Origin of the sequence: Roseobacter sinensis (genome assembly GCF_025755255.1) — a bacterium.
Classification (GTDB): Bacteria; Pseudomonadota; Alphaproteobacteria; order Rhodobacterales; family Rhodobacteraceae; genus Roseobacter; species Roseobacter sinensis.
In genome coordinates this window covers 104,681-129,610 of the sequence record NZ_JALIEB010000007.1, presented here as the reverse complement: position 1 = coordinate 129,610, position 24,930 = coordinate 104,681, and the positions used below count along the sequence as shown (strand labels likewise).

The 24,930-nt window shown below is 62.7% G+C and carries 29 protein-coding genes; 20 read left to right on the top strand and 9 right to left on the bottom strand.

Annotated features, from left to right (window positions below; all coding sequences use genetic code 11):
- Positions 1 to 50: 50 nt before the first annotated feature.
- The 3 genes from MUB52_RS12490 to MUB52_RS12480 all read left to right on the top strand — a co-directional run bounded on the left by MUB52_RS12490 (position 51) and on the right by MUB52_RS12480 (position 1,135).
- Positions 51 to 293 carry a CDGSH iron-sulfur domain-containing protein gene (locus MUB52_RS12490; RefSeq protein ID WP_263844563.1) on the top strand — a complete coding sequence of 81 codons (243 nt, stop codon included), beginning with the start codon at positions 51 to 53 and terminating at the stop codon, positions 291 to 293.
- A 63-nt stretch (positions 294 to 356) separates the two neighbouring features.
- A complete protein-coding gene (locus tag MUB52_RS12485; RefSeq protein WP_263844562.1) occupies positions 357 to 707 on the top strand; it encodes a hypothetical protein in 351 nt (116 codons plus the stop codon).
- Positions 708 to 751: 44 nt separating this feature from the next.
- Positions 752 to 1,135, top strand: a complete 384-nt coding sequence (locus tag MUB52_RS12480) for a thiol-disulfide oxidoreductase DCC family protein (protein WP_318527426.1) — start codon at positions 752 to 754, stop codon at positions 1,133 to 1,135.
- Here the strand turns inward: MUB52_RS12480 and MUB52_RS12475 are convergent.
- Positions 1,132 to 1,827, bottom strand: a complete 696-nt coding sequence (locus MUB52_RS12475; protein WP_263844561.1) for a M48 family metallopeptidase — start codon at positions 1,825 to 1,827, stop codon at positions 1,132 to 1,134. The genes MUB52_RS12480 and MUB52_RS12475 overlap by 4 nt on opposite strands.
- A 117-nt stretch (positions 1,828 to 1,944) precedes the next feature.
- Between MUB52_RS12475 and MUB52_RS12470 the strand changes: the two genes are divergently transcribed.
- Both MUB52_RS12470 and MUB52_RS12465 read left to right on the top strand, forming a co-directional pair.
- Positions 1,945 to 2,172, top strand: coding sequence for a hypothetical protein (locus MUB52_RS12470; protein WP_263844560.1), 228 nt, complete (start codon positions 1,945 to 1,947; stop codon positions 2,170 to 2,172).
- Positions 2,173 to 2,196: 24 nt separating this feature from the next.
- Entirely contained in the window at positions 2,197 to 3,063 is an 867-nt protein-coding gene (locus MUB52_RS12465; RefSeq protein WP_263844559.1) for a branched-chain amino acid aminotransferase, read from the top strand.
- On the opposite strand, the gene MUB52_RS12460 is transcribed toward MUB52_RS12465, so the two are convergent.
- Entirely contained in the window at positions 3,058 to 3,450 is a 393-nt protein-coding gene (locus tag MUB52_RS12460) for a BLUF domain-containing protein (protein WP_263844558.1), read from the bottom strand. The two genes, MUB52_RS12465 and MUB52_RS12460, sit on opposite strands and share 6 nt — an antisense overlap.
- A 130-nt stretch (positions 3,451 to 3,580) precedes the next feature.
- Between MUB52_RS12460 and MUB52_RS12455 the strand changes: the two genes are divergently transcribed.
- The 11 genes from MUB52_RS12455 (at position 3,581) to MUB52_RS12405 (ending at position 12,964) form a co-directional block, all read left to right on the top strand.
- A complete protein-coding gene (locus tag MUB52_RS12455; RefSeq protein WP_263844557.1) occupies positions 3,581 to 4,036 on the top strand; it encodes a universal stress protein in 456 nt (151 codons plus the stop codon).
- Positions 4,037 to 4,265: 229 nt separating this feature from the next.
- Positions 4,266 to 4,829, top strand: coding sequence for a NifU family protein (locus tag MUB52_RS12450; protein ID WP_263844556.1), 564 nt, complete (start codon positions 4,266 to 4,268; stop codon positions 4,827 to 4,829).
- A gap of 9 nt (positions 4,830 to 4,838) precedes the next feature.
- A complete protein-coding gene (locus MUB52_RS12445) occupies positions 4,839 to 5,264 on the top strand; it encodes a GFA family protein (protein WP_263844555.1) in 426 nt (141 codons plus the stop codon).
- 6 nt (positions 5,265 to 5,270) lie between these two features.
- Positions 5,271 to 5,885 carry a tRNA (adenosine(37)-N6)-threonylcarbamoyltransferase complex dimerization subunit type 1 TsaB gene (tsaB, locus tag MUB52_RS12440; RefSeq protein WP_263844554.1) on the top strand — a complete coding sequence of 205 codons (615 nt, stop codon included), beginning with the start codon at positions 5,271 to 5,273 and terminating at the stop codon, positions 5,883 to 5,885.
- On the top strand, positions 5,882 to 6,331 hold the full coding sequence (locus tag MUB52_RS12435; protein WP_263844553.1) for a GNAT family N-acetyltransferase: 450 nt from the start codon (positions 5,882 to 5,884) through the stop codon (positions 6,329 to 6,331). Before tsaB ends, MUB52_RS12435 begins: the two co-directional genes overlap by 4 nt.
- 99 nt (positions 6,332 to 6,430) lie before the next feature.
- Entirely contained in the window at positions 6,431 to 7,429 is a 999-nt protein-coding gene (locus MUB52_RS12430) for a BMP family lipoprotein (protein ID WP_263844552.1), read from the top strand.
- A gap of 64 nt (positions 7,430 to 7,493) precedes the next feature.
- The gene (locus MUB52_RS12425; protein WP_263844551.1) at positions 7,494 to 9,020 is read left to right on the top strand and encodes an ABC transporter ATP-binding protein; all 1,527 of its coding nucleotides are present in this window, start codon (positions 7,494 to 7,496) and stop codon (positions 9,018 to 9,020) included.
- A 112-nt stretch (positions 9,021 to 9,132) separates the two neighbouring features.
- The gene (locus MUB52_RS12420; RefSeq protein WP_263844550.1) at positions 9,133 to 10,227 is read left to right on the top strand and encodes an ABC transporter permease; all 1,095 of its coding nucleotides are present in this window, start codon (positions 9,133 to 9,135) and stop codon (positions 10,225 to 10,227) included.
- A complete protein-coding gene (locus tag MUB52_RS12415) occupies positions 10,227 to 11,195 on the top strand; it encodes an ABC transporter permease (protein WP_263844549.1) in 969 nt (322 codons plus the stop codon). Before MUB52_RS12420 ends, MUB52_RS12415 begins: the two co-directional genes overlap by 1 nt.
- A 96-nt stretch (positions 11,196 to 11,291) precedes the next feature.
- The gene (locus MUB52_RS12410) at positions 11,292 to 12,206 is read left to right on the top strand and encodes a sulfite exporter TauE/SafE family protein (RefSeq protein WP_263844548.1); all 915 of its coding nucleotides are present in this window, start codon (positions 11,292 to 11,294) and stop codon (positions 12,204 to 12,206) included.
- The gene (locus MUB52_RS12405; protein ID WP_263844547.1) at positions 12,206 to 12,964 is read left to right on the top strand and encodes a TIGR02186 family protein; all 759 of its coding nucleotides are present in this window, start codon (positions 12,206 to 12,208) and stop codon (positions 12,962 to 12,964) included. Before MUB52_RS12410 ends, MUB52_RS12405 begins: the two co-directional genes overlap by 1 nt.
- Positions 12,965 to 13,050: 86 nt before the next feature.
- Here MUB52_RS12405 and MUB52_RS12400 read toward each other — a convergent pair whose 3' ends face one another.
- The 6 genes from MUB52_RS12400 to MUB52_RS12375 form a co-directional block, all read right to left on the bottom strand.
- Complete coding sequence (locus MUB52_RS12400; protein ID WP_263844546.1) at positions 13,051 to 13,752, bottom strand: SDR family oxidoreductase; 702 nt, start codon at positions 13,750 to 13,752, stop codon at positions 13,051 to 13,053.
- Positions 13,749 to 15,290 carry an ATP-dependent DNA helicase gene (locus MUB52_RS12395; RefSeq protein WP_263844545.1) on the bottom strand — a complete coding sequence of 514 codons (1,542 nt, stop codon included), beginning with the start codon at positions 15,288 to 15,290 and terminating at the stop codon, positions 13,749 to 13,751. Before MUB52_RS12395 ends, MUB52_RS12400 begins: the two co-directional genes overlap by 4 nt.
- A 53-nt stretch (positions 15,291 to 15,343) precedes the next feature.
- A complete protein-coding gene (locus tag MUB52_RS12390) occupies positions 15,344 to 15,982 on the bottom strand; it encodes an acyl-homoserine-lactone synthase (protein ID WP_263844544.1) in 639 nt (212 codons plus the stop codon).
- Positions 15,983 to 16,097: 115 nt separating this feature from the next.
- Positions 16,098 to 16,817 (bottom strand): helix-turn-helix transcriptional regulator, encoded by a 720-nt coding sequence (locus MUB52_RS12385; RefSeq protein ID WP_263844543.1) that lies wholly within the window; start codon positions 16,815 to 16,817, stop codon positions 16,098 to 16,100.
- 372 nt (positions 16,818 to 17,189) lie between these two features.
- Positions 17,190 to 18,470, bottom strand: a complete 1,281-nt coding sequence (gene ccrA / locus MUB52_RS12380) for a crotonyl-CoA carboxylase/reductase (protein ID WP_263844542.1) — start codon at positions 18,468 to 18,470, stop codon at positions 17,190 to 17,192.
- Positions 18,471 to 18,614: 144 nt separating this feature from the next.
- Positions 18,615 to 19,982 carry a 1-acyl-sn-glycerol-3-phosphate acyltransferase gene (locus MUB52_RS12375; protein ID WP_263844541.1) on the bottom strand — a complete coding sequence of 456 codons (1,368 nt, stop codon included), beginning with the start codon at positions 19,980 to 19,982 and terminating at the stop codon, positions 18,615 to 18,617.
- Positions 19,983 to 20,027: 45 nt separating this feature from the next.
- Between MUB52_RS12375 and MUB52_RS12370 the strand changes: the two genes are divergently transcribed.
- The 4 genes from MUB52_RS12370 to deoD all read left to right on the top strand — a co-directional run bounded on the left by MUB52_RS12370 (position 20,028) and on the right by deoD (position 23,947).
- Positions 20,028 to 20,621, top strand: a complete 594-nt coding sequence (locus MUB52_RS12370; RefSeq protein ID WP_263844540.1) for a GNAT family N-acetyltransferase — start codon at positions 20,028 to 20,030, stop codon at positions 20,619 to 20,621.
- Between the two features lie 97 nt (positions 20,622 to 20,718).
- Complete coding sequence (locus tag MUB52_RS12365) at positions 20,719 to 22,686, top strand: protein meaA (RefSeq protein WP_263844539.1); 1,968 nt, start codon at positions 20,719 to 20,721, stop codon at positions 22,684 to 22,686.
- Between the two features lie 98 nt (positions 22,687 to 22,784).
- Positions 22,785 to 23,120, top strand: coding sequence for an H-NS histone family protein (locus tag MUB52_RS12360; protein ID WP_263844538.1), 336 nt, complete (start codon positions 22,785 to 22,787; stop codon positions 23,118 to 23,120).
- 122 nt (positions 23,121 to 23,242) lie between these two features.
- The gene (gene deoD / locus MUB52_RS12355) at positions 23,243 to 23,947 is read left to right on the top strand and encodes a purine-nucleoside phosphorylase (RefSeq protein ID WP_263844537.1); all 705 of its coding nucleotides are present in this window, start codon (positions 23,243 to 23,245) and stop codon (positions 23,945 to 23,947) included.
- Positions 23,948 to 24,044: 97 nt separating this feature from the next.
- Here deoD and MUB52_RS12350 read toward each other — a convergent pair whose 3' ends face one another.
- On the bottom strand, positions 24,045 to 24,890 hold the full coding sequence (locus MUB52_RS12350) for an urea carboxylase-associated family protein (RefSeq protein WP_263844536.1): 846 nt from the start codon (positions 24,888 to 24,890) through the stop codon (positions 24,045 to 24,047).
- Positions 24,891 to 24,930: the final 40 nt, after the last annotated feature.

The window sequence follows — 24,930 nt, the reverse complement described above, 5'->3', positions numbered from 1 at the left end:
GCTGACACCCAGCAAGACATCTCGCAACTCTGCCAGGAAAGACACGTCGCATGACCACCCCGCCCAAGATCGCCCAGAAAGCCCCCTATCCCGTCGAGGTGACAGCCGGAAAGACCTACTTCTGGTGCACCTGCGGCCAGTCTGCGAACCAGCCCTTCTGTGATGGATCACATAAGGAAACGCGCTTCACTCCGATGAAATACGAGGCCAGCGCCGACAAGACGCTCTTCTTCTGCGGATGCAAGGCAACCTCGAAGCCACCGCTTTGTGATGGCAGCCACAACAAGCTCTGACAGTGTGATCTTGAAAATGTTCCTCTTATGTTCTATATCTGGAGAACATTGGGGGGCACGATCATGTCCGTTGAACCACAGTTTCCGAGCTTCGATACCCCGGCGCGGGGAGTCCTGCCGCTGGCGCCGCCGCGACCGCCCAGCACGAAACAGCTGCACTATGCGCGTGCCATCGCGGCAAAGACCGGAACGGTGATCCCGCAGGAGGGAGCACGCGATGGTCGTGCCCTGTCGGCCTGGATTGATGCGCACAAGTCGCGCGCCACCACGGGCCGCTTTGCGAATTACCCGTCGTCGAAACAGGTCGCCTTTGCCGAGCGGATCGCGCGGATCAAACGGCGGGAGATCCCGCAGGAGTGCTTTCGCGACAAGCAGACGATGGCGCGCTGGATCGACGGCAACAAACCGCGCTGATCTGCGACACTCTGGCCCCTGTTCGCGCGACGTGCAGCGGCTAAATGCAGCTTATGGCAGATACAGATGTTCTCTATAATGCGGACTGCCCCGTGTGCAGCCGCGAAATCGATCACTACGCGAAGCTGAGCGCAGCACAGGCGCTGCCTTTGCGCTATGACGACCTGAACGATGCATCGGTGCTGCACAGTTGGGGCGTGACAGCGGATCAGGCGGCCCGTCGACTGCATGTGCGCCAGAACGGCACGCTCTACGTCGGGGTGCCTGCCTTTGTCGTACTATGGCAGAGCCTGCCGCGGTATCGCTGGCTGGCACGGCTTGTCAGCCTGCCTGGCATCTACAGGCTCGCGCACTGGACTTATGAAGGCGTTCTTGCGCCGCTGCTCTACCGCAGCCACCTGAGACGGCAGGCGCGGACAGCGCGCTAGAGCTGCGCGGCCGTCCGCCGTACGATCTCGATACGCTCCGCGTTTGGCGGATGCGTGCCGAGGAAGCGGTCACCCGGGTCGGGTATGCGCGTAAAGAACTCGGCCCCCCGCAGCGGATCGAAACCCGCCCTCGCGGTGATCACCGTACCGAGAGCATCTGCCTCCAGCTCGAAGGTCTTGGAAAAGGCGCGTGCGTTGAGCCGCGCGCCCTGCTCCTGCGCAGTCTGCACCGCATCGGCATTGCCACCCAGAAGCACGGCGCCCAGGCCACCGATCACCGCGCCGGCCACTGCATTCTGCTGCTGGCGAGGAATATGGCCGGCGATGTGATGGGCTGCCTCGTGGCCCAGCACGAAAGCAAGCTCATCCACATTGCGTGCATCGTCGATCAGCGTCTGTGTAAAGGCGATAATGGGGCGGCCCGCCCGATCAAGCGTCTGAAACGCATTGGGCGGCTGACCCGGCCGGTCATCGACAACAATCCTGAAATCGCAGTTCACGCCCGACGTGCGCGCGCGGCACTCCCGTTCGGCCACCGGTTCAACGATGCGCACCACCTGGCTGAAATTCGACGCCGAGGCGCGTGGGACGTTTCCGATCGGCTCGACGCTGAGCGGCGCGGACGGCGCGCTCACGTCACATCCCGCAAGAACAATCGCTGCAATCGCCGCAACGAGGGGTTTCCAGGACATAATGACGCCTCCGCACTGATATCAGCAGATATCTTAGCAGGTTCCCCGCCCGCGGCCACCCCGATCACTCGGCTTTGTCCCTCTTGCATCGCAAGACGGACCCCGTAAGGTGAGCGCATGTTTACGATCGAGCATGAATTCGACGCCACCGTCGTGACCCTCGTCGACGACGGGAAGACGCCGCTGCAGGAGGATGTGACGGTGCATGTCACGGAAAGCGCAATCCTGCTGAACCAGTATGACCCGCGCAGCGACCGCACTGTTTCGATCACCCTGTCTCCGGAGCAATGGCGCGACCTGACCGCGGCGCTTGATCTTCCGGAAGGCGTCTATCGTGTCCCCTAAAGCGCCCACGGCGGAGACCATCCCATGAGCTTGGGCACAGACATCCATACCTATTTCGACGGGCGCTGGCACAAAGGCGACCTCGCCGTGATCGGGGCGGCGGATCACGGTGCCTGGCTGGGCTCGTCTGTCTTTGACGGTGCACGGTACTTCGACGGCCGCGCGCCCGATCTCGTGCCGCATTGCGCGCGCGTCAACCGCTCGGCCGAGGCGTTGATGATCACACCCACCATCACCGTCGAGGAGATGGTCGAGATCATCCGCGAGGGGCTGAAGCACTACGGGCCGGAAGATGCCGTCTATATCCGCCCGATGTATTGGGCGATCCATGGCGACGCCACTGCGATCGTGCCGCGCCCCGATGCCACGGGTTTTGCCGTCAGCTTGGAGCAGGTTCCCATGGCGCCACCCGAAGCCACCGCCACGCTGGGGCGGACGCGCTTTCGGCGGCCGGTCATGGAAGATGCGGTGGTGAATGCGAAAGCCGGCTGCCTCTACCCGAACAATGCGCGGATGTTGGCCGAGGTGCGCGGACGCGGGTTTGGTAATGCGCTGGTGGCCGACGCCATGGGCAATGTGGCTGAAACCGCAACGGCCAATATCTTCATGACCCGCGACGGCGAAGTTTTCACGCCGGTGCCCAACGGCACGTTTCTCGCGGGGATCACCCGCGCGCGACATATGGCGAATATGGCCGCCGAGGGGATCGCGGTCCATGAAACGGTGCTCACCTTCGAGGATTTCGAGACCGCAGACGAAGTCTTCATGACCGGGAACATGTCCAAGATCACCCCGGTCACCGGCTTCGAGGACACCGCCTATCAGGTTGGTCCCGTCGCCCGGCGCCTGCGCGAGATGTATTGGGACTGGGCCGCAAGCCAGCCGCTATGACTCCGCCGATCTGACAAAGACTTCGCGGACTTCCAGTTTCGAAGCGGAATGCAACGCCCCCATGTGCACCTCGACCGGGGACCAAAGCCAAGACACCGCCGGATCGTGTTTCATCGCCCAGTCCGGAAAGAGCCTGTCAGGGGTCTCTTCGGCGATCAGCGGCGTGACTTCCACGTGCCGGTCGTCTTCGCAGATGCGCGCATAGGTCGCCTCCACCTTGGCCCGCGGCCCCTCCAGAAGTTGCAAGAAGACATCCGGGCGGCAGATCAACGCACCGGTGATGTCGTCCCGCGCATTGCGGTTGCGCGATGTGGCCAGGATATTGGCCAGCACGTTCAGATCATAGCCGAACGGCCGCGAGGTATAGATCAGTTGCCAGACACTCATGCGAGGGCCCTCTCTCACGACACCCTATCACAATCGCGCGGGAAAGTCGCGCTGTCCAGCCTGCGGAGATTGCGATTGCGCCGCTCCGCAACTGTCGTCATGATCCGCCCAAAGAGGGGGACATCGGAAGATGCGGAAGTTTCTTGTCATACTCGATGACAGTCGCGAATGCCTCAACGCCATGCGCTTTGCGGCGATGCGGGCGGCGAATACCGGCGGCGGGGTCGAGATCCTCTCGGTTGTTCCGCCGGAAGAATTCAACCATTGGATCGGCGTGGGCGAGGTCATGCGGGAAGAGGCGCGGGAACGGATCGAGGTGCATTACGAGGTCTTCGCCAAGTGGATGCGCGACCGGCAGGGCATCGACCCCGAACTGGTGATCCGTGAGGGCCGCCCCGTTGACGAGATCCTGGCGCAGATCCATGAAGACCCCGAGATCGGTGTGCTGGTGCTGGGGGCGGGCACGGACAAGAAGGGCCCCGGCCCGCTTGTCACGGAACTTACCAAGAGCGCGGGCAGCCTGCCGATTCCGATCACCATCGTCCCCGGGAATCTGAGCAGGGAAAAACTCGAAGCGATCACCTGAGGCACCCGCAGGTCGGGCAGGCCGTTTGGCCCGCGCCGACCAAGCGCGCGCCGTCCAGCGGCGTCCGCCCGCAAGCTCGAATTTTGGTTGTCAGCAGGGGGGGAGCACGGCTGAAAACCTGGCCCCAAAGTATGCAACCCCGCCGCAGGCCACCCAACTTAGAACGATTCCAAACCTTGACTTGTGCCGCCACGGTCCGCATATCTGAGGGACCCTCAGGAGAGAGCCCATGTTCATCCAGACAGAATCGACACCGAACCCCGCCACGCTGAAATTCCTGCCCGGTCAGACCGTGCTAGAAATGGGTACCGCCGACTTTCCTACGGCGGAAACGGCGGACAAATCCCCGCTTGCCACGCGGATCTTCGCGGTCGAGGGCGTGACAGGCGTCTTCTTCGGCACCGATTTTGTCACGGTCACCAAGGCCGATGCCGTCGATTGGGATCACATCAAGCCCGCTCTTCTGGGCGCGATCATGGAGCACTTCCAGTCGGGTCAGCCGGTCATGGCCGGCGATCACGCACCTGCCTCGGGGCATGCCGAGCACAGCGGTGAGGACGGCCCCATCGTGGATCAGATCAAGGAGTTGCTGGACAGCCGCGTGCGCCCTGCGGTGGCACAGGACGGCGGCGACATCACTTTCCACGGTTTCGACCGCGGCGTGGTCTATCTGCATATGCAGGGCGCCTGCGCGGGCTGCCCGTCTTCGACGCTCACGCTGAAAATGGGCATCGAGAACCTCCTGCGCCACTACATCCCTGAAGTGACCGAGGTGCGCCCGGTCGCCACCTGACCGCAACTTATGGCCAGCACAGAGCCGATCACCGGACGCTGCTATTGCGGCGGCATAACCCTATCGGCGGACAGCGCGCCGGAGGTCGTAAGCTATTGTCACTGCAGCGATTGCCGCCGCGTCTCGGGTGCGCCGGTCGCCGCGTTCGCGGGGTTCCGTGACGGTGCTGTCCGGTTCGATCCCGACCCGGGCCCGCCGGTATCGCACGCGCCGGGTGTGATGCGGTGGTTCTGTCGCAGCTGCGGCTCGCCGCTCGCCGCCACTTATGATTACCTGCCTGGTCAGGTTTACGTCCCGCTGGGGCTGATCGATCAGGCCGCGGCGCTGCCGCCCAGCCTGCATTCGCACGCCGAGTCCCGCCTGCCCTGGCTGCACCTTGACGATGATCTACCCCAACAGGCGCAGAGTGCGCGCGACGCTCTGCGCGGACGGTGATCGGGTTTGGCTGACACGTCTCCGATCGTTTTGGCCTTCGACACCTCCGCGCCGCGGTGCGCCGCTGCGGTACTAGTTGGCGACCGGATTGCGGCGCAGGCCGAAGAACCGATGCAGAAAGGCCAAGCCGAACGCCTCCTGGGTCTCTGCGAAGATGTGCTCGCCTCCGCCGGACTTAGCTTTCAGGATCTGGCGGCCATCGGCGTTGGCATCGGGCCGGGCAACTTCACGGGCATTCGCATCTCGGTTGCCGCGGCGCGCGGACTTGCGCTTGGCTTGCAGGTACCTGCCATCGGCCTCTCTGGCTTCGACGCGCTGCGGTTTGGCTACGCGGGGCCCTGCGCGACAGCCATCAGCGCGCGTCGCGATCATCTCTACGTGCAAGTCCATGACGGAAAGAGCGCGGGCGCGCCGTCGATGGTGGCGTCAGATGCCATACCAGCACATGACGGCCCGCTGATCGGTGTCGGGGGCGTTCAGCCCTTGGCTCCCACCGCCGAAGCCATCGCCCGCCTTGCCGCCCAGCGCCTCGGCACACCCCAGCCCCGGCCGGCCCCGCTCTATCTGCGGCCGGCGGATGCTGCACCGGCAAGAGACGCGGCGCCGGTGATCCTGCCATGACACCAGAGGGCCTGGCGGCGCTGCACGAGCGCAGTTTCACATCTGAAAGGCCGTGGTCCGCAAGCGAGTTCACCGATCTTCTTGCCGATGCGCATGTCCGACTTCTGCATCGCGACCATGGTTTCGCGCTGATCCGCACCGTTGCCGACGAAAGCGAGCTACTGACCCTCGCTGTCCACCCGGACCACCGACGCCAAAACATCGCCGACGCGCTTGTGACCGATTGGCTGAAGACGGTCAAAGCCAGCATAGCCTTCCTTGAAGTCGCCGCCGACAACGAGGCAGCCCGCGCCCTCTACAGCAAGCATGGATTCGCCGAGAGCGGCCGGCGACAGGCCTATTATCGGCGCGACGGCGCGGCTCCGGTCGATGCGGTGCTGATGACGGCGGCATTACCGCCGCGCCAGCTGGCTGAATCACCCGCCAAACCCTCAAAAACCGGTTGACCCGGCCTGCGCGGTGGGTCCTAATTTGTGCGTATTGGACGGCGCAGGGCGGCTTGCCGCAACCGCATGTCCCAAAATCACAATCTGGGAGACCCCTGAATGACCTTCATGCACAAACTTCTCGGCGGTGCGGCCGCGCTCGCCCTGTCCGCTGGTGCCGCTCTGGCCGAGCCGGCTGTGATCTTCGATCTGGGTGGCAAATTCGACAAGTCGTTCAACGAAGCGGCCCACAATGGCGCGCAACGCTGGGCCGAGGAGACAGGCCAGACCTACCGCGAGATCGAGCTTCAGTCCGAAGCGCAACGCGAACAGGCCCTGCGCCGCTTTGCCGAAGCCGGTGCGAACCCGATCATCACAATGGGCTTCGCCATGGCCGATCCGCTCTCGACCGTGGCACCCGATTATCCGGACACCAAATTCGTGGCCATCGACGTGACATGGCTCGACGCGCCGAACGTGCGCCAGATCGGCTTTGCCGAGCATGAAGGCTCCTATCTGGTTGGCATGATGGCGGGCATGGCCTCGGAAAGCGGCACTGTCGGCTTCATCGGCGGCATGGACATCCCACTGATCCGTCACTTCGCCTGCGGCTATGCGCAAGGTGTCAAAGCAGTAGACCCAGAGGCCACTGTCGTGGCCAACATGACCGGCACCACCCCTGCCGCCTGGAACGATCCGGTGAAAGGCTCTGAGCTGACCAAGGCGCAGATCAGCCAAGGCGCCGACGTGATCTATGCCGCGGCAGGCGGCACCGGTGTGGGTGTTCTGCAGACGGCGGCGGATGAGGACATCCTCTCCATCGGCGTCGACAGCAACCAGAACCACCTGCACCCGGGTAAGGTGCTGACCTCCATGCTCAAACGAGTGGATGTGGCCGTCTATGACGCGCTGAAGGCGGGTACCGATCTGGAAACTGGTGTTTTCACGTTTGGCCTGGCCGAAGAGGGTGTTGGCTACGCGCTGGACGACAACAACGCCCCGCTCGTCTCCGACGAGATGAAGGCCGCCGTGGATGCGGCGCGCGAGAAAATCATCGCCGGCGATCTTGAAGTTGCCTCCTACTACGCCACGGACAGCTGCCCCGCGCTGGACTTCTGAAGGCTGAAAATCCGCAGGCCGCACCCGTGGGAGGTGCGGCCTGTACAAGATCAAAGGGGGGTGCATGGTCGAACAAGCACCAGCGATTGAGCTCAAGGGCATCTCCAAGGCCTTCGGGCCGGTACAGGCGAACAAGAACATCTCCATCCGCGTGATGCCCGGCACGATCCACGGCATCATCGGCGAAAACGGGGCAGGCAAGTCGACGTTGATGTCGATCCTCTACGGCTTTTACAAGGCCGACGCGGGTGAGATCTTCATCAGCGGCAAGAAAACCGAAATCCCGGATAGTCAGGCCGCGATTGCCGCTGGCATCGGCATGGTGTTCCAGCACTTCAAGCTGGTCGAGAACTTCACGGTGCTGGAAAACATCATCCTCGGCGCAGAGGACGGCGGGCTGCTCACCCCCTCGCTCGCCAAGGCGCGCAAGACGCTGCTGGAGCTGGAGCATGAATACGGGCTGAACGTCGACCCCGACGCGGTGATCGAAGAGCTGGGCGTGGGCATGCAGCAGCGCGTCGAGATCCTCAAGGCGCTCTACCGGCAGGCGGACATCCTGATCCTGGACGAGCCGACCGGTGTGCTGACCCCGGCGGAAGCCGATCAGCTCTTCCGCATCCTCGACCGGCTGCGGCAGGAAGGCAAAACCATCATCCTGATCACCCACAAACTGCGCGAGATCATGGAGGCGACGGATACCGTCAGCGTGATGCGGCGCGGCGAGATGACCGCGACGGTGAAGACATCGGATACGTCACCGGCGGAACTGGCCGAGCTGATGGTGGGTCGTAAGGTCTTGCTGCGTGTGGATAAAACACCGGCACAGCCCGGTGATGTGGTGCTCGACATCAAGGGGCTGCGCGTCGTTGACGACAAGGGCGTGGAGCGCATCAAGGGCATCGACCTGCAAGTGCGCGCCGGCGAGATCGTGGGCATCGCCGGCGTCGCCGGCAATGGCCAGTCCGAGCTTTTGGAGGTGCTCGGCGGCTACGCAGAGGCCACCGGAGAGATCCGGGTGAATGGCCAGCCGCTGGATCTGAGCGGCAGATATGCCGATGGACGTTCGCGCCGGGCACGCGGCATCGCCCATGTGCCCGAGGACCGGCAGCGCGAAGGGCTGATCATGGATTTCTCCGCCTGGGAGAACACCGCCTTCGGCTATCACCGCGACCCCGGCTATCAGTCGGGCGTGCTGCTCAACAACGCCGCCATCCGGGCCGATACCGAAGCCAAGATGGGCCGCTTCGACGTGCGGCCGCCAAACCCGGCGCTTGCGGCAAAGAACTTCTCGGGCGGCAACCAGCAGAAGATCGTGCTGGCCCGCGAGATCGAGCGCAATCCGGATCTGCTGCTCGTCGGCCAACCCACACGTGGCGTAGACATCGGCGCCATCGAGTTCATCCACCAGCAAATCGTCGCGCTGCGCGACAAGGGCAAGGCGGTGCTGCTGGTTTCGGTGGAACTGGAAGAAATCCTCGCCCTCGCCGACCGCGTCGCGGTGATGTTCGACGGCCATATCATGGGCGAACGTCTTTCCGCCGAAACGGATGAGAAAGAACTTGGCCTGCTGATGGCCGGGGTCAGCGCATGACCCCCCTTTCACCCGTCCCGAAATACTCTGGGGGAGGCGCGGCAGCGCCGGGGGTGAAACCCCCTGAAACTTCGCGTCTGCGCAGCAGGCCTTCAACGAACGGAGCGTGCGCGTGGACGTGATGCCAAAATGGGCCGAGGTCATCCTCGTGCCGCTGATCTCGCTGGTGCTGGCCGCGGTCCTCTCGGCCATTGTCATTCTGGCCATCGGCGAGGACCCGGTGGAGGCCGTAAACCTGATGGTCACCGGCGCCTTGGGCAGCACCTATGGGTGGGGCTATACGCTCTATTACGCGACCAACTTCCTCTTCACCGGGCTGGCCGTATCGGTCGCTTTCCACGCCGGGCTGTTCAACATTGGCGGTGAAGGTCAGGCCATGCTGGGCGGGCTTGGCGTCGCGCTCGCCTGCCTGTTCATCCCCTGGCCGCATTGGACACTGGCGCTGCTGGGCGCCTCCGTGGCTGCCGCCCTCTTCGGTGCTGCCTGGGCGGCAATCCCGGCATTTCTGCAGGCCAAGCGCGGCAGTCACATCGTCATTACCACGATCATGTTCAACTTCATCGGCGCTGCGGTGCTGAACTATGTTCTCGTCAACCTGATGCGCCCACCCGGCAGTATGGATCCGGCCACCGCGCGCTTCCCCGAAGTGACACATCTGCCAACGCTACATGACATATTGCTGCCGCTGGGGATCAGTTTCTCCAGATCCGCCCCGGCCAACGTGACCTTTGTCATAGCGCTTCTGGCCTGCGTTCTGGTGTGGTTCCTGCTGTGGCGCACCTGGCTCGGATATGAAATCCGCAGCTATGGCAAATCGGAGCCCGGCGCCAAATACGCCGGCATCTCGCCCGTGGTCATCACAATGATCGCCATGCTGATCTCTGGGGCGCTGGCTGGCTTGATGGCGATCAACAACGTGATGGGCGAGGCGGAGCGCTTGGTCCTGAATGCGGTCGAAGGTGCCGGCTTCATCGGTATCGCCGTCGCACTCATGGGCCGCAGCCACCCGTTCGGCGTGCTGCTCGCGGCCATCCTCTTCGGCTTCCTCTATCAAGGCGGCGCGGAGCTGGCGCTGTGGACGTCGATCCCGCGTGAGCTGATCGTGGTGATCCAGGCGCTGGTCATCCTCTTTACAGGCGCGCTCGACAATATGGTGCGCATGCCGCTGGAGCGGTTGTTCCTGATGCTGCGGCGGAGAGAAGCCTGATGGACTTCCTGACCTTTGTCCAACTGCTCGACAGCACGGTCCGGCTGGCCACGCCCCTGTTGCTCGCCTGTCTCGCCGGGCTCTTCTCAGAGCGCGCCGGGATCTTTGACATCGGGCTCGAGGGCAAGATGCTGGCGGCCGCCTTCTTCTCGGCAGCCATTGCGGCGCTGAGCGGGTCGGTCTGGCTGGGTCTGCTCGCCGGGATCGCGTCGTCCATGGTGTTCAGCTTGCTGCACGGCGTCGCCTCAATCACCTTTCGCGGGAACCAGCTGATCTCGGGCGTGGCGATCAACTTCCTGGCCGCGGGGCTCACGGTGCTGATCGCGCAGGACTGGTTCAGCCAGGGCGGGCGCACGCCCTCGCTCATGGGTGGTGCGCGGTTTGAGCCGATCACCCTGCCCTTCGCCGAGAGCCTCGGAGCCATCCCGATCTTCGGCCCGATCTACCGCGAGCTGATTTCGGGCCATTCGATCCTGGTCTATGTCGCCTTCGCCATGGTGCCCCTGACCTGGTGGATCCTCTTCCGCACGCGCTTTGGCCTGCGCCTGCGGGCCGTGGGCGAGAACCCGGCCGCGGTCGACACCGCCGGCGTATCGGTTGTCGGCCTGCGTTATGCGGCGGTGATCATCTGCGGCGTGCTCTGCGGGCTGGCCGGGGCATATTTGTCGACAGCGCTGCAGGCCGGGTTCGTCAAGGACATGTCCGCCGGCCGTGGGTTCATCGCGCTGGCGGCACTGATCTTTGCGAAATGGCGGCCCTGGTACGCGCTCTACGCCACGCTTCTCTTCGGTCTGTTCGGCGCTTTGGAAACCCGCCCCGATGTGATCGAGGCCCTCTTTGGCATCCGAGTTCAGGGCGCCCTGCTCGGCGCGCTTCCCTATGTCATGACGGTGATTATCCTCGCGGGATTCGTGGGTAAGGCGATCCCACCTCGCGCGGGAGGCGAACCCTACGTGAAAGAACGCTAAAGGCATAAGGCCAGTTGCCGAGATTGTGTCGGTCCTGATTGCTGCACAGCAGCAACGGGCATTGATTTTGCAATACCCTTTGCTCTAACAGGGGACATGCAGATCTACCTTCCCATCGCCGAAGTTTCGGTCAATGCCTTCCTGTTGCTTGGCCTCGGTGGGATCGTGGGCGTTCTCTCGGGTATGTTCGGCGTTGGTGGCGGCTTCCTGATGACGCCGCTGTTGTTCTTCATCGGCATCCCCCCGGCTGTGGCCGTCGCAACCGAGGCGAACCAGATCGTTGCCTCCTCCTTTTCCGGCGTGCTGGCGCACCTGAAGCGAAAAACGGTCGACCTCAGGATGGGCACGGTGCTGCTCATAGGGGGTCTGGTCGGCGCGGCACTGGGGGTTGTGGTCTTTAACTACCTCAAGGCGCTCGGTCAGGTCGATCTGCTCGTCAAGCTCTGCTATGTCGTCTTCCTCGGCGTGATCGGCGGGTTGATGTTCATCGAAAGCCTGAACGCCATCCGCAAGACGAAATCCGGCAAGGCGCCCGCGCGCAAGAAGCACAATTGGGTGCACGGCCTGCCCTTCAAGATGCGGTTTCGCGTCTCGGGGCTCTATATCTCGGTCATCCCGCCGCTGCTCGTCGGCGTCAGCGTCGGTATCCTGGCGGCGATCATGGGTGTCGGCGGCGGCTTTATCATGGTGCCCGCCATGATCTATCTTCTGGGCATGCCGACAAAGGTGGTCGTCGGGACCTCGCTTTTCCAGATCATCTTCGTCACCGCCTTCACGACGCTGTTGCACGCCACCACGAACTTCACGGTGGATATCGTGCTCGCCGTGCTGCTGCTGATCGGTGGGGTCATCGGCGCGCAGGTCGGAACGCGCATCGGCGTGAAGCTGAAGGCTGAACAGCTGCGCATTCTGCTGGCAATCATGGTGCTCGCGGTCTGCGGAAAGCTCGCGCTTGATCTGCTTTTGATGCCGTCGGAGCTTTACTCCGTCGGTGCGGCGGACGGTCACTGATGCGCGCCCTGGCTTTTCTTTTCACCCTGCTCGTCGCACTCCCCGCCGCAGCGGAAGATATCGTGCTGGGCCTGAGCAAGGACACCGTCTCGATCGACACCAGCTTCGATGGGTCGGAAATCCTGATCTTCGGCGCCGTGAAACGCGAAGCTCCGATCCCGGATGATCCGCGGCTGCAGGTCATCGTGACCGTGGCGGGCCCTGACGAGACCTTCACCGTGCGGCGCAAGGAAAAGGTTCTGGGCATCTGGGTGAACACCGACGCGGTCGAAATCGACCGCGCCCCAAGCTTCTACGCCGTGTCGACCAGCACGCTGCTGGGCCTCTCGCTGAGCGAGACCGAAGACCTGCGCCACCGCGTGTCCATCCCTCGGGCGATCCGGTCGGTCGGGGCGCCGGACACGATCGAAGATGCCACCCGGTTCACTGAGGCGCTGATCCGGATCAAGTCACGCTCCAACCAGTACCAGCTGAATGAAGGGACGGTCAGCGTGGATGAGCAGACCCTCTTCCGCACCGCAATCGAGCTGCCCGCAGCCCTGACCGAGGGCGACTACCAGACCCGCATCTTCCTGACGCGCGGCGGCAAGGTCGTCTCGAAATACGAAACCAGCATCTATGTGCGCAAGGTCGGGTTGGAGCGCTGGCTCTTCAGGTTGTCGCGCGAAAACGCACTGCTGTACGGCATCATGTCGATCGCGATCGCCATCGCGGCAGGGTGGAGCGCCTCAGCCGTCTTCCGCCTGTTCAGGGCCTGACGAAGGGGTGGTCTGAAAGCCCACCTTACCTGCCAGCACTGGCGGGCGGGACAGGCAGGTAAGGTGGGCTTTCAGGCCACCTTTGGTCACCCCCGACCGATGTAGGGCATCGTGGTGGCCATCACCGTCATGAACTGCACGTTGGCCTCCGCCGGCATCTCCGCCATGTGCAGAACGGAGCGCGCCGCATTCTCGACCTGCATGGTGGCGGTGTCGGGCTGGGTCTTCTTCAGCTGCATCAGCAAGTCGGTTTCGGCGTTGCCGATGTCGATCTGCCCGCAGGCGATGCCAAAGGGCCGCCCGTCGAGCGAGAGCGTCTTCGTCAGCCCCGTCACGGCATGTTTCGTGGTGGTGTAGCAGACCGAGTTGGGGCGCGGCACATAGGCCGACAGAGAGCCGTTGTTTATGATTCGCCCGCCCTGCGGGTCCTGCGCGCGCATGGCAGCAAAGGCCAGCCGCGCTGCGATGAACATCCCGCCGATGTTGACCTGCATCACCTGCGCCCAATCGACGAGGTCGACCTCGTCAATCGTTGCGGCGGGACCAAAGAGACCCGCGTTGTTGAAGAGCACGTCGAGCTGGCCAAAGGCCTCGAAGGCGGCCTGCATCCCTCCCGGATCGGTCACATCGGCGGGCAGCGGCACGGCGCTGTCATACCGATCTGCAAGCGCCTCGAGGCGGTCGGCCCGCCGCGCGATCAAACCGACACGCCAACCGGCGTCCAGAAAAACCTCGGCTGTCGCGTGGCCGATGCCCGAGCTTGCGCCGGTGATGATGATCGATTTCATGACAGCTCCTCCGGCTGCGGTTGTTCCAGGGTCAAAGGTGCCGCCGGGCTGGCGCGCAGATCGTCCACACCCAAGGGTCCTGTCGGCATCGAGAGCCGGTTGCGCACCACCCAGATCAGGCGCTCCTGCGCACGGGTGATCGCCACATAGGCCAGGCGCTTCCAGAGCGGCTGACCGGCTTCGGAGCGGCCCATCCGGGCTGCAGCGTAGAGATCCGGCGCAAAGACCTGCACCGTGTTCCACTGGCTTCCTTGCGCCTTGTGGATGGTGACCGCCGCGCCGTGCAGAAACGTCGCCCCCATCCGGGCCGCGAAGGGGATGAACGGCTCTTCCTCGTCCGGTTTCTCGATCTTGACGATGGATGCGGCCGAGACCTGCGGCTCCTCCGCCCCCATCACATGCAAGCGGCTGAAGCCGGGTTTGCGACCCTCGCCCAGATAGATCACCTGCGCGCCCTTGATCAGCCCGCGCGCCTCGAGGTCGAGCCGTTTCTTGCGGTGCTTGAGCGGCAGCTCTAACCCGTCACAAATGAGCGGCTCGCCTTCCAGAAGCGCGTCAGGCGGCGCGCCATAGACCTGGCGAAAGGCATTGATGAGCCGGATGCGCGTGGCATTTCGCCAGACCAGCACCGGGCTGCGCGCCATGAGATCCACCTCGACGCGGTGCCCCCAGACGACGCGCCTGTCCCGCGCGGCGGCCTGTTCGACCATCCGCTCGAACTGTTCAAAACCGAGGTTGGGGTCGCCGAGCGCGTGGGCGAGGTCCAATATCGGGTTGTCCGCGTCTTGCCGGTGAATGCGGCTCAGCGAGAGCACCCGGCGCTCCGGCAGCTTGTCGAACACCATCGCGCCCGACTGGTTCACCGGCGCGAGCTGTGCCGGGTCACCGAAGAGCAGGAGTGTCGGAAAGATCTCGCGCAGATCCTCGTACTGCTTGTCATCGAGCATCGAGGATTCATCGACGAAGCCGATATCCAGCGGCTCCTCCCGGCGTTTCCACCCGGTGATGAAATCCGACCCACGCAGACCTGCCGCCGCCAAGGCGCCGGGGATCGAGGTGTTCGCTGCATAGAAGGCCGCGGCCCGGTCCAGCGCCTGTTCGGTGAGCCCCTCGATCTCCGGGCGTTCGCCGTTGGAGGCCAGCCATTCGGCGATTCGTTCGTATTCCGGATCGTAGACGGGCGTGTAGAGTATGCGGTGGATTGTGGTCGCGGGCACGCCGCGCAGCCTCAGAACACTCGCAGCCTTGTTGGTTGGCGCCAGTATGGCAAGGGTCCGCTTGTCACGGCGTTTGCGGGATTCGTAATCGCCCGAAACGACCTCGACGCCTGCGGCCTTCAGCGCCTTGTAAAGCTCGGCCAGAAGCAGCGTCTTGCCCGATCCGGCCTTGCCGGTGATGGCCATGACCGCCGTGGCGGCACTTTTGGGCGGGGTCAGGAGTTGATCGTCAAGATCGACACCGGCGCTGCGCAGCACCTCCGTGACGCTGTCATAAGCCCCGGCCTGGTCGTCGGAAAAAGTGAGCGTCGGAACGGACATGGCGCGACCCTACAGGGGCCGCGCCGCAGGTGCCAGATGTCACCTTGGCTGGTTTAGCCGGCGCAGGCCAGTTGGCGCGCAACGCCGCGGCCGAAAGCGCGGTCGAACCACAGGCGTGAGAGTTCCAGCGAAACACCCGCCCGCGCCGCGACCTTGGCCTGTGCCTCCGGCGCAAACTCCCAAAGACCGACGCTGATCGCATCACGCCCCTTGCCTTCGGTACCCAGAACCTCGGGCGAGGATCCGATCATGCGGTAGATGCGCACCATCCGCGCATCGAACACGCCGACGAAGTGCCTGACCCCGAAGCCGTTCATGATCTCGCCACCGCCCAGCATCAGCGCGGCTGCGACACGGCTCGGCGCTTCGCGGTTGAGGCAGAATCGCGTGCATTCCCAGATCAGCGGGCTGGTGATCGTGCCACCGCCGATCAGATGGGTGAAATGATCGTTGACCATGGTGCGCTCGGTCGTCGGCAGAAAGCGCATCGAACCGCCGTGGGTGCCGTCGGGAAGCTCCCAGATCACGTAGAGCGGGTTCATCGCGTCGTATTCATCCCGCTCCGCACCCGTATCGTCGACGCTCACCTCCCATCCCAACCGCGTCTTGAACTGATCCGCGCGGTCTTTGAACATGGAAGCCGCGAGTTTCGGATGACGGGCGAGTTGATCAGCGTAGATGTAACGAAGCATGTGTTTTCCTTTGATCAGTGCAAGGCGTGACCAAAGGAGTAGCTTGAGCTTGTTTAACGCCACCAAACCGAAACGCGCGTGGCGTTAACGGATCAGGGCGGGGACGAGGGCCGTTTCAAACGACGATCAATCCGCGGCTGAGGGCGCGTGCGACCGCGTGCGTGGTGTTCGACGCCCCCAGTTTGAACCGCGCGCTTTCGATGTAGACCCGCAGCGTATGCTCCGAAATCGAAAGCGTTTCAGCGACTTGGGCACGGCTGTACCCGATCGCAAGCAAGGTCATGGCGTCGATCTCGCGCGGCGAGAGCGGCTGCGATTCTTCCGGCGCCCGGTTCGGTTCGAACTCGAGCGCCTTTTGGTTAAAATAATGCGCGATCAGGATGAGTTCGCGCCGGTTCTTCTCCGTAAAGGCCTCCCATTCCTCGTCGTCGCAGGTGTGATTCACGGTAAACAGGGCGAACTGCCCATTAGGTCCACGAATCGGAATGGAGTAGCCCTGATTGCCTATGCCGTATTCAACTGCCTCTGCCTTGAACGCCCGGACCGCCTTGCCTGACCAGTCCAGTTTTTTCCAATCGACCGGGTGGAACCGCTTGTAGCAGCCCGCGATGACCGGATCGATCCGAATGTAGTTCTGCTCCTGATATCGTGCGGCCCAGTCCAGCGGGTAGGTGCCATAGCCGTACTGTTCGCCGGCACTGTCCACCCAGTGGTAGACCATGTTCTGAACCTGGAAGTGCTGTCTGAGCGTGAAGATGGCATCCTCGATGGATTCAAGCGTGTCCGCCCGCTCCAGCTCCGCCAAAACTTCCTCCACCGTCGTGTTCGCTACCATGTGCCGTGCCCTGCGTCCTCTCGTGAAGGGCGGCGATCTCGGCAAGAGCAACAATCGCGGTGTCATCCAACTGCTCGGCCAGCACCGGCAGGTCGTTTGCAGTCGCAAATGTCTTCAAGTCCGTGAGAACGTCCAAAATCCAATCACTTCGCATAGCAGACTCGCCTCTTAAAGGTTAACGAAAGATTAATACAACTCTAACATGTATGAACGTCTGCTGAAAATTCGCGGTTATGTACTCCCCAGAAATGGTGAGACCCAAAATCGTAAGTCGTTGATACTAAACAGCGTCACAACCATAACGGGAAACACTCGCGTAACACATACGTGATTCGCGAGCGCCTGTCTTCGGTAAACCATAGAGATCGCGGGTTAACGACCGGCCTCCAGCGCGTCTTCAAAGGTCCGCAGTCCCGTGGTCGGCGCCTGAACCAGAACCGACATGTTGCCGGGTTTATGCTCGTTGCGCATCATCTTCATATGCGCTTGCGGCAGATCGGCCCAGGTGAAGACCTCGGACATACAGGGGTCGAGTCGTCGCTCAAGCATCAGCTTGTTCGCGGCCGAGGCTTGCGCCAGATGCGCAAAGTGGCTGCCCTGCAGACGCTTCTGGTGCATCCACATGTAGCGCACATCGAACGTCAGGTTGAACCCCGTGGTCCCGGCGCAGATCACGACCATGCCGCCTTTCTTCACCACGAATGTGGAGACCGGGAAGGTCGCCTCACCCGGATGCTCGAACACCATGTCGACGTTCACACCCTTGCCGGTGATGTCCCAGATCGCCTTGCCGAACTTGCGCGCTTCCTTGAACCACTCGCCATATTCCGGTGTGTTCACGGTCGGCAGCTGCCCCCAGCAGTTGTAGTCTTTGCGGTTCAGCACGCCCTTGGCGCCCAGATCCATGACGAACTGCCGCTTGCTTTCGTCCGAGATCACACCGATGGCATTGGCCCCCGCTGTGTTGATCAGTTGGATCGCGTAAGAGCCAAGACCGCCCGAGGCGCCCCAGACCAGCACGTTCTGGCCCGGCTTGAGGTCATGCGGCTCATGACCAAAGAGCATGCGATAGGCCGTCGCCAGTGTCAGCGTATAGCAGGCCGCCTCTTCCCAGGTCAGATGCTTTGGGCGCGGCATGAGCTGCTGGCTCTGCACGCGGGTGAACTGCGAGAACGATCCATCCGGGGTCTCATATCCCCAGATCCGCTGGCTGGGCGAATACATCGGGTCGCCGCCGTTGCAGTGCTCGTCATCGCCATCATCCTGGTTGCAGTGGATCACGACCTCGTCGCCCACCTTCCAGCGGGTCACCCTGTCGCCCACCGCCCAGACAATCCCAGAGGCATCGGAGCCCGCGATGTGATAAGGCTGCTTGTGACCATCGAACGGGCTGATCGGCACGCCCAAAGCGGCCCAGACACCATTGTAGTTCACGCCCGCCGCCATCACGAGGACAAGCACATCCTGGCTGTCGAGTTCCGGCACGTCGACCACTTCTTGCAGCATTGCCGTATCAGGCTCGCCATGACGTTCGCGGCGGATGGCCCAAGCGTACATCTGCTTGGGCACGTAACCCATGGGAGGCATCTCTCCCATCTCATATAGGTCTTTCTCTGGCGCCTCGTAGTGCGCGATGGTGGTGTCCAGTGCCATATGAGCCTCCTGCTGAACGACATACTGATAACTATGCCGCGATGCAGAATCGCGGCGCCTGAGGCTTGGATATGCAGTGTTGCGCAACATTGCAACATCTGAAGCGTCATTTTTGTAATTTTATGACTTCGCGAACGCAGAATTTTATGCCGCAGTTGCGCTGTTCTCCAACTGATGCGCAACCGAATTGGCGTAGTACTGCACAACCGCATCCTGATCCGCTGACGCCTTCCAGCCTACCGCTGTCTCTTCCAGCACCCCGTGCTTGCGCAATTGCAGCAGCGCGTCGCGCACCGCCTCCGGCAACGTGTCGAGCGCGCCTTCGGGCATCCGCGAGGACAGCGGGCGGGCGAGATCACGAACAGCCTCGACCAGCGCAGCTTCCGGCACCGGCGCCTCCTGATCCCCGATGACGTGACAGACAAGTGGCACGACAAGGACCGGCATGACATCGGAGATCCGGTCCATCAGGCTCTCCGCCAGCTCCTCGACGGGTCTGTCCGCACCAAACTCCCGCAAGGAAAGTGGTGCACCGAAGACCACCGCTGCTGTGCCGAACCGCGTAACGCGCCCCCGCAAACCCTGCCAGAACTTGCTGAGGATGAATTTCAAGGCCACCGAAATCCGTGCCCCGAACCGCCGGTCCCCCCGCTTGCCCGCAGCGATCAGCACCCGGTCCTCCAGCACCCGGTCGTAGTTGATGGCGACGGGGACGAACACCACGTCCCGGCCCTCCGGATCATAGCCGTCGATCACATAGGACAGCAGCCCCAGCCGGGGTGGCATCAGGCGCCCGTTCAGGCTCAACCCGCCCTCCGGGAAGATCCCCTGCGCCACACCACCGGCAATGGCCATCTGCACATAGCGCGCCAGGATCTTGCGATAGAGTCCCCCCCGCGACTTACGCCGGATGAAATACGCCCCCATCATCCGAATAAGCTGGCTCAGCGGCCAGACCCGTGCCCATTCGCCAACTGCATAGGACAGTGCCGAGCTCTGCGCGGCCAGATAAGTGACCAGAACGTAATCCATATTGGACCGGTGGTTCATGATAAAGACCACCGTTGCGTCCTTCGGGATCTCGCCGATGACCACATCGTTGCGTGGCCCGGTCCAGACCGTATAGACCGACCGGACCAGCAGCCGCGCCATGCGCGTTCCGAGACTGAAGTAGGTAAAGGCGCTGAAGCTGGGGACGATTTCCCGCGCATAGGCGCGGGCCCGCTCGAAGGCCACATTCTCCGGGACGTTGTTCGTCCTTGCGTGGTTGGCAATCTCCCGGCTGACCTCGGGATCATAGATCAGCCGCTGGATCATGTCGTAGCGGCGGGCGAGCTTGAAAGGCTCGATCGGCCGGGTCAGCCGCTGGTTGAGGCGGGTGACGGCGCGCTCCAACCGGCGACGGAAGAACCAGCGCACCGAAGGAAAAAGAAAGTGCGACGCTAAGGTCACAGCCGCAAAGAGCACGATCAGCACAAAGAGCCAAAGCGGTATCTCAACGACCTGCGTCATGGCCAGACCCTTGCAGGAGCGGCCCGCGAGGACAATATCAAATCCATGGATGTCACCCTGAGCGATGGATTTGAACCGCACGAACGGCCGGTGGTCGCCGCGCTCTACTGGCAGGCCTTCGGCCACAAGTTGGGGCGATACCTGGGCCCCGAGGCGCGCGCCCTGACGTTCCTCGCGGCGGTGCTGGACCCGCGGTTCGCCCTCGTCGCACGGGATGCCGAAGGACGAATCCTCGGGATCGCCGGGTTCAAGACGGAAGACGGCGCGCTTGTAGGAGGCGATCTGCCCGACCTTCAACGCATATACGGCTATGTCGGCGGGCTCTGGCGCGGGCTCGTCCTGTCGGTGGTGGACCGCGATGTCAGCCCGGACATCCTGCTCATGGATGGCATCTGCGTGCGGAGCGATGCGCGCGGCCAGGGGATCGGTGGTGTTTTGCTCGATGCGATGAAGGCCAAGGTTCAGCGATTGGGCAAGCGCGCGCTTCGCCTCGATGTGATCGATACAAACCCGCGGGCAAAGGCGCTCTATGAACGAAAGGGCTTTCTGGCAACCGCTGTCGAAGAGACCGGGGTGTTCGAGGTGATGTTCCGGTTTCGGTCAGCGACGCAGATGCTCTGGCACGTGACGGCAGAATAGTCTCTCGCCGCAACGCAGCGAATTGACAACGCCATAATGTTCCAGATATCAACCTCTCAGCGTAATATAATTGCTTTGAGCGATTCATGAGGTTGCCATGTCCGACGTCCAGAAAGACCGCCCCTGGTTGATTCGTACCTATGCGGGGCACTCCACGGCGAAAGCGTCGAATGCGCTCTACCGCAGCAACCTCGCAAAGGGCCAGACGGGGCTCTCCGTGGCCTTCGATCTGCCGACCCAGACGGGCTATGACAGCGACCATGTGCTGGCCCGCGGAGAGGTCGGCAAGGTCGGCGTGCCGATCAGCCATCTGGGCGACATGCGCACGCTGTTTGACCAGATCCCGCTGGAACAGATGAACACCTCCATGACAATCAACGCGACGGCGCCCTGGCTGCTGGCGCTCTATATCGCGGTGGCCGAGGAACAGGGCGCCGATGTCTCCAAGCTGCAAGGCACGGTGCAGAACGATCTGATCAAGGAGTATCTCAGCCGCGGCACCTATATCTGCCCGCCCGCGCCCAGCCTCAAGATGATCGCGGATGTGGCCGAGTACTGCTATACCAACGTGCCCAAATGGAACCCGATGAACGTCTGCTCCTACCATCTGCAAGAGGCGGGGGCGACACCGGAACAGGAACTGGCCTTTGCACTGGCGACTGCCACGGCTGTGCTGGATGCGCTGAAACCGCGCGTCCCGGCAGAGGATTTCCCCGTGCTCGTGGGGCGTATTTCTTTCTTCGTGAACGCGGGCATCCGATTTGTCACCGAGATGTGCAAGATGCGCGCCTTTGTGGATCTCTGGGACGAGATCTGCCGCGAGCGCTATGGCGTGGAGGATCCGAAATTTCGCCGCTTCCGCTATGGGGTGCAGGTGAACTCGCTGGGTCTGACGGAGCAGCAGCCCGAGAACAACGTCTACCGGATCCTGATCGAGATGTTGGCCGTGACCCTGTCGAAAAAGGCGCGGGCGCGGGCGGTGCAGCTTCCGGCCTGGAACGAAGCGCTCGGCCTTCCGCGCCCGTGGGACCAGCAGTGGTCGATGCGGATGCAGCAGATCATGGCCTATGAAACCGATCTTCTGGAGTTCGATGACCTCTTTGACGGCAACCCGGCGGTGGACGCGAAGGTCGAAGCCTTGAAGGCGGGCGCGCGGCATGAGCTTGCCACGCTCGATGGCATGGGCGGCGCCATTGAGGCCATCGACTACATGAAGGCGCGTCTTGTGGACAGCAATTCGGACCGTCTGGGCCGGATCGAAGCTGGCGAGACCATCGTCGTTGGGGTGAACAAATGGCAGCAGGGCGAACCCTCGCCGCTGATGACGGGTGACGGCGGGATCATGGTGGTCGATCCGGCGGTCGAAGCCGATCAGATCGCGCGCCTCGACGCTTGGCGATCAGAACGCGATGCCGATGCCGTCCGCCGCGCCCTGGCCGATCTGCGGGCGGCGGCGGCGGAAGGCCGCAACGTCATGGCCCCCTCGATCGCCGCCGCCAAGGCCGGGGTGACCACCGGCGAATGGGCTGCCGAGATGCGCGCGGTGCACGGCGAGTATCGTGGACCGACGGGCGTCTCTGGTGCGCGTTCCAACAAGACCGAAGGGCTTGATGATCTGCGCGATGCCGTTGATGCGGTCAGCGACAGGCTCGGTCGCCGGCTCAAGTTCCTCGTCGGCAAGCCGGGCCTCGACGGGCACTCCAATGGTGCCGAGCAAATCGCTGTGCGCGCCCGCGATTGCGGCATGGACATCGCCTACGAAGGCATTCGCCTCACACCATCCGAGATCGTGGCAGCCGCGCAGGAAGACGAAGCCCATGTGGTCGGACTTTCGATCCTGTCGGGCAGCCATATTCCCCTGGTCGAGGATGTGATGACCCAAATGCGCGCTGCGGGCCTCGGTCACATTCCCGTTATTGTCGGCGGCATTATTCCGGATGACGATGCGGAGCGGCTCAAATCCATGGGCGTCGCCCGAGTCTATACGCCAAAGGATTTCGAGCTCAATACCATCATGATGGACATTGTGACCCTTGCAGATCCGCAGGCTGTCGCGGCGGAATAGACGCTAATTCGCCTAAACGAGTAGACACAAAATGCGACCTTTGCATCTCAAGCCTTTTGCTCTAAGCACGGCGGCATTCAATTCTCAAGAGAAACAGAATGCCCCAAGATCTGAAATCGATGACGAAAAAGCAGCTGGAGAAGCTGCAAAAGGACGTTGAGAAGGCGCTGGAAACCCTGCGCAACAAAGAAATGCGGGAGGCCCGCCGTGCGGCAGAGCAAGCGGCGCAGAAATTTGGATACTCTCTGTCCGAATTGACAGATGGCAAACCCCGCGCGACGCGTGTAAAAAGGAAATCTTCGCAACCGATCGGAGTTGCGAAATACGCCAATCCGGCTGATCGCACTCAGACCTGGACCGGCAAAGGCCGTCAGCCGAAATGGTTCAAAGAGGCGACAGCAGCAGGCAAAGACCCAAAATCCATGGAGCTCTGATCCAAGGAAGCCCCTATCGGATGAATTGCGTGCGACCCGGCGATGGTATCTCGCCGGGTCATATTGTTTTTCTGGCCGCTGGGTGACAGTACAGGCAAGGCCGCGAAGAAAGGGAGATCGCCATGACGACGCATATCGGAGCCTCGCCGGGAGATATCGCAGAAACGGTGCTGATGCCCGGCGATCCCAGTCGCGCGCAATGGGCCGCAGAGACCTTTCTCGAAGATGTCTCATGCATCAACAAGGTGCGCGGCATGCTGGGCTTCACCGGAACCTGGAAGGGGCATCGTGTCAGCATCCAGGGCTCCGGGATGGGAATGCCCTCTCTCTCGATTTACGCCAATGAGCTCATTCGCGACTTTGGCGCCAAAACGCTGATCCGAATTGGATCCTGTGGTGCGATGCAAGACACGGTTGCAATTCGGGATGTTATTCTCGCCATGACGGCGAGTACGATCTCCACTCCGTCCACGCATATCTTCCATCCGCTGAATTTCGCCCCCTGCGCGAATTTCGAATTGCTGCGCGCCGCCGCGGTGGCATCTGAAAAGAAGAACGTCACAACTCATATCGGCGGGATTTATTCGTCGGACGTCTTCTATTCCGAGCATCCGCGGCTCGACGAGGAAATGACCCGCCATGGTGTTCTCGCGGTCGAAATGGAAGCGGCGGAATTGTATGCCGTCGCAGCACGGTACGGCTGCCGCGCATTGGCGGTTCTGACGGTGTCGGATCATCTGAAAACGGGGGAGGCGCTTCCATCTGAAGACCGCGAACGCACCTTCGGGGATATGGTGGAAATCGCTCTTGAGGCGGCCTTTCCCTGACCCAGGCAAACCGCAAGGACCAGCCGCCGTTCTGCCGAGGCATCTGATGATCGCCTGAGGCGGGCTCGCAGCATCCAAGCCGTCTTGCAAGATAACGTCAGGGGCCGTGGCTTCTGTCGTAAGTATTGACTGACGGCGGCGACCAACCTGCGAGACTGTCCACAGCAGGCCGGAAGACTTCCACCAGCAGTGGCGCGCACGGTGCGAAATCACTTGAGTGTTCAGAACCGCAGTCGCCACCCGGACATGCGGAGAGATTGCCGAGAAGGTCGATCTCGGCAAAGAACTCTAGATAGTCCCCGGGCCTGACGGGACTGGCCTTCATGAAGTACTGCCCAGTGTCACGGGTGAAGCCGGTGCACATGAAGACATTCAGCACGTCATGCACAAGCGGCTCGGCGTCCGCGCGCGGGAGGCCGAGATGTGCCGCGAGCGACCGCGTCAGGTTCGAGTGGCAGCAGTGGTGATACTGCGCGCCGTCGGACAGCAGCGCATGCGTATAGGGGTCGCACCGCGTGCCGATCACGTCATGGACCGACCCACCGAAGTCGTCGATGCCATACCAGTCCAAGGTGTCGTGCGTGATCGTCGCGAGCGGGCGCAGATGCGGGAAGGAGGACCACATCCGGTCCCCGGTGCTCAGATGAGTGCCGTGCAGCGCGCGCGCCTTGCCGGAGTAGAAGCGCTCGGTCGGGTCGGCGGCGTTGTGCAGGTTCAGGTCACCCACCTGCGGCGCTTCGATGCTGGTGATGCGGAAGAAATGGCCCGCCGGCACCTCGAAACAGCGGGCCTCCCGCGGCGGGACTGTGACCTCGCCCACCTTTGTCAGCGTCTGTCGCGCCGCGGTCAGCAGCGCCATATCCGGCCCTGGCAAGGCCTCGGTCGGATAGCAGATGACGGGTGCGATGGCGCGGCGGGCGTCAGCGTCGGCAGGAGCGTTCATGGCGGGACCAATTCTGGTGAGCCCCGCCATTCAGCCAGTT

Bases quoted from the DNA above. Each gene is read 5' to 3' on its own strand.
- MUB52_RS12490 (WP_263844563.1), top strand. From the start codon at position 51: ATGACCACCCCGCCCAAGATCGCCCAGAAAGCCCCCTATCCCGTCGAG.
- MUB52_RS12485 (WP_263844562.1), top strand. From the start codon at position 357: ATGTCCGTTGAACCACAGTTTCCGAGCTTCGATACCCCGGCGCGGGGA.
- MUB52_RS12480 (WP_318527426.1), top strand. From the start codon at position 752: ATGCAGCTTATGGCAGATACAGATGTTCTCTATAATGCGGACTGCCCC.
- MUB52_RS12475 (WP_263844561.1), bottom strand. From the start codon at position 1,827: ATGTCCTGGAAACCCCTCGTTGCGGCGATTGCAGCGATTGTTCTTGCG.
- MUB52_RS12470 (WP_263844560.1), top strand. From the start codon at position 1,945: ATGTTTACGATCGAGCATGAATTCGACGCCACCGTCGTGACCCTCGTC.
- MUB52_RS12465 (WP_263844559.1), top strand. From the start codon at position 2,197: ATGAGCTTGGGCACAGACATCCATACCTATTTCGACGGGCGCTGGCAC.
- MUB52_RS12460 (WP_263844558.1), bottom strand. From the start codon at position 3,450: ATGAGTGTCTGGCAACTGATCTATACCTCGCGGCCGTTCGGCTATGAT.
- MUB52_RS12455 (WP_263844557.1), top strand. From the start codon at position 3,581: ATGCGGAAGTTTCTTGTCATACTCGATGACAGTCGCGAATGCCTCAAC.
- MUB52_RS12450 (WP_263844556.1), top strand. From the start codon at position 4,266: ATGTTCATCCAGACAGAATCGACACCGAACCCCGCCACGCTGAAATTC.
- MUB52_RS12445 (WP_263844555.1), top strand. From the start codon at position 4,839: ATGGCCAGCACAGAGCCGATCACCGGACGCTGCTATTGCGGCGGCATA.
- MUB52_RS12435 (WP_263844553.1), top strand. From the start codon at position 5,882: ATGACACCAGAGGGCCTGGCGGCGCTGCACGAGCGCAGTTTCACATCT.
- MUB52_RS12430 (WP_263844552.1), top strand. From the start codon at position 6,431: ATGACCTTCATGCACAAACTTCTCGGCGGTGCGGCCGCGCTCGCCCTG.
- MUB52_RS12425 (WP_263844551.1), top strand. From the start codon at position 7,494: ATGGTCGAACAAGCACCAGCGATTGAGCTCAAGGGCATCTCCAAGGCC.
- MUB52_RS12415 (WP_263844549.1), top strand. From the start codon at position 10,227: ATGGACTTCCTGACCTTTGTCCAACTGCTCGACAGCACGGTCCGGCTG.
- MUB52_RS12410 (WP_263844548.1), top strand. From the start codon at position 11,292: ATGCAGATCTACCTTCCCATCGCCGAAGTTTCGGTCAATGCCTTCCTG.
- MUB52_RS12405 (WP_263844547.1), top strand. From the start codon at position 12,206: ATGCGCGCCCTGGCTTTTCTTTTCACCCTGCTCGTCGCACTCCCCGCC.
- MUB52_RS12400 (WP_263844546.1), bottom strand. From the start codon at position 13,752: ATGAAATCGATCATCATCACCGGCGCAAGCTCGGGCATCGGCCACGCG.
- MUB52_RS12395 (WP_263844545.1), bottom strand. From the start codon at position 15,290: ATGTCCGTTCCGACGCTCACTTTTTCCGACGACCAGGCCGGGGCTTAT.
- MUB52_RS12390 (WP_263844544.1), bottom strand. From the start codon at position 15,982: ATGCTTCGTTACATCTACGCTGATCAACTCGCCCGTCATCCGAAACTC.
- MUB52_RS12385 (WP_263844543.1), bottom strand. From the start codon at position 16,817: ATGGTAGCGAACACGACGGTGGAGGAAGTTTTGGCGGAGCTGGAGCGG.
- ccrA (WP_263844542.1), bottom strand. From the start codon at position 18,470: ATGGCACTGGACACCACCATCGCGCACTACGAGGCGCCAGAGAAAGAC.
- MUB52_RS12375 (WP_263844541.1), bottom strand. From the start codon at position 19,982: ATGACGCAGGTCGTTGAGATACCGCTTTGGCTCTTTGTGCTGATCGTG.
- MUB52_RS12370 (WP_263844540.1), top strand. From the start codon at position 20,028: ATGGATGTCACCCTGAGCGATGGATTTGAACCGCACGAACGGCCGGTG.
- MUB52_RS12365 (WP_263844539.1), top strand. From the start codon at position 20,719: ATGTCCGACGTCCAGAAAGACCGCCCCTGGTTGATTCGTACCTATGCG.
- MUB52_RS12360 (WP_263844538.1), top strand. From the start codon at position 22,785: ATGCCCCAAGATCTGAAATCGATGACGAAAAAGCAGCTGGAGAAGCTG.
- deoD (WP_263844537.1), top strand. From the start codon at position 23,243: ATGACGACGCATATCGGAGCCTCGCCGGGAGATATCGCAGAAACGGTG.
- MUB52_RS12350 (WP_263844536.1), bottom strand. From the start codon at position 24,890: ATGAACGCTCCTGCCGACGCTGACGCCCGCCGCGCCATCGCACCCGTC.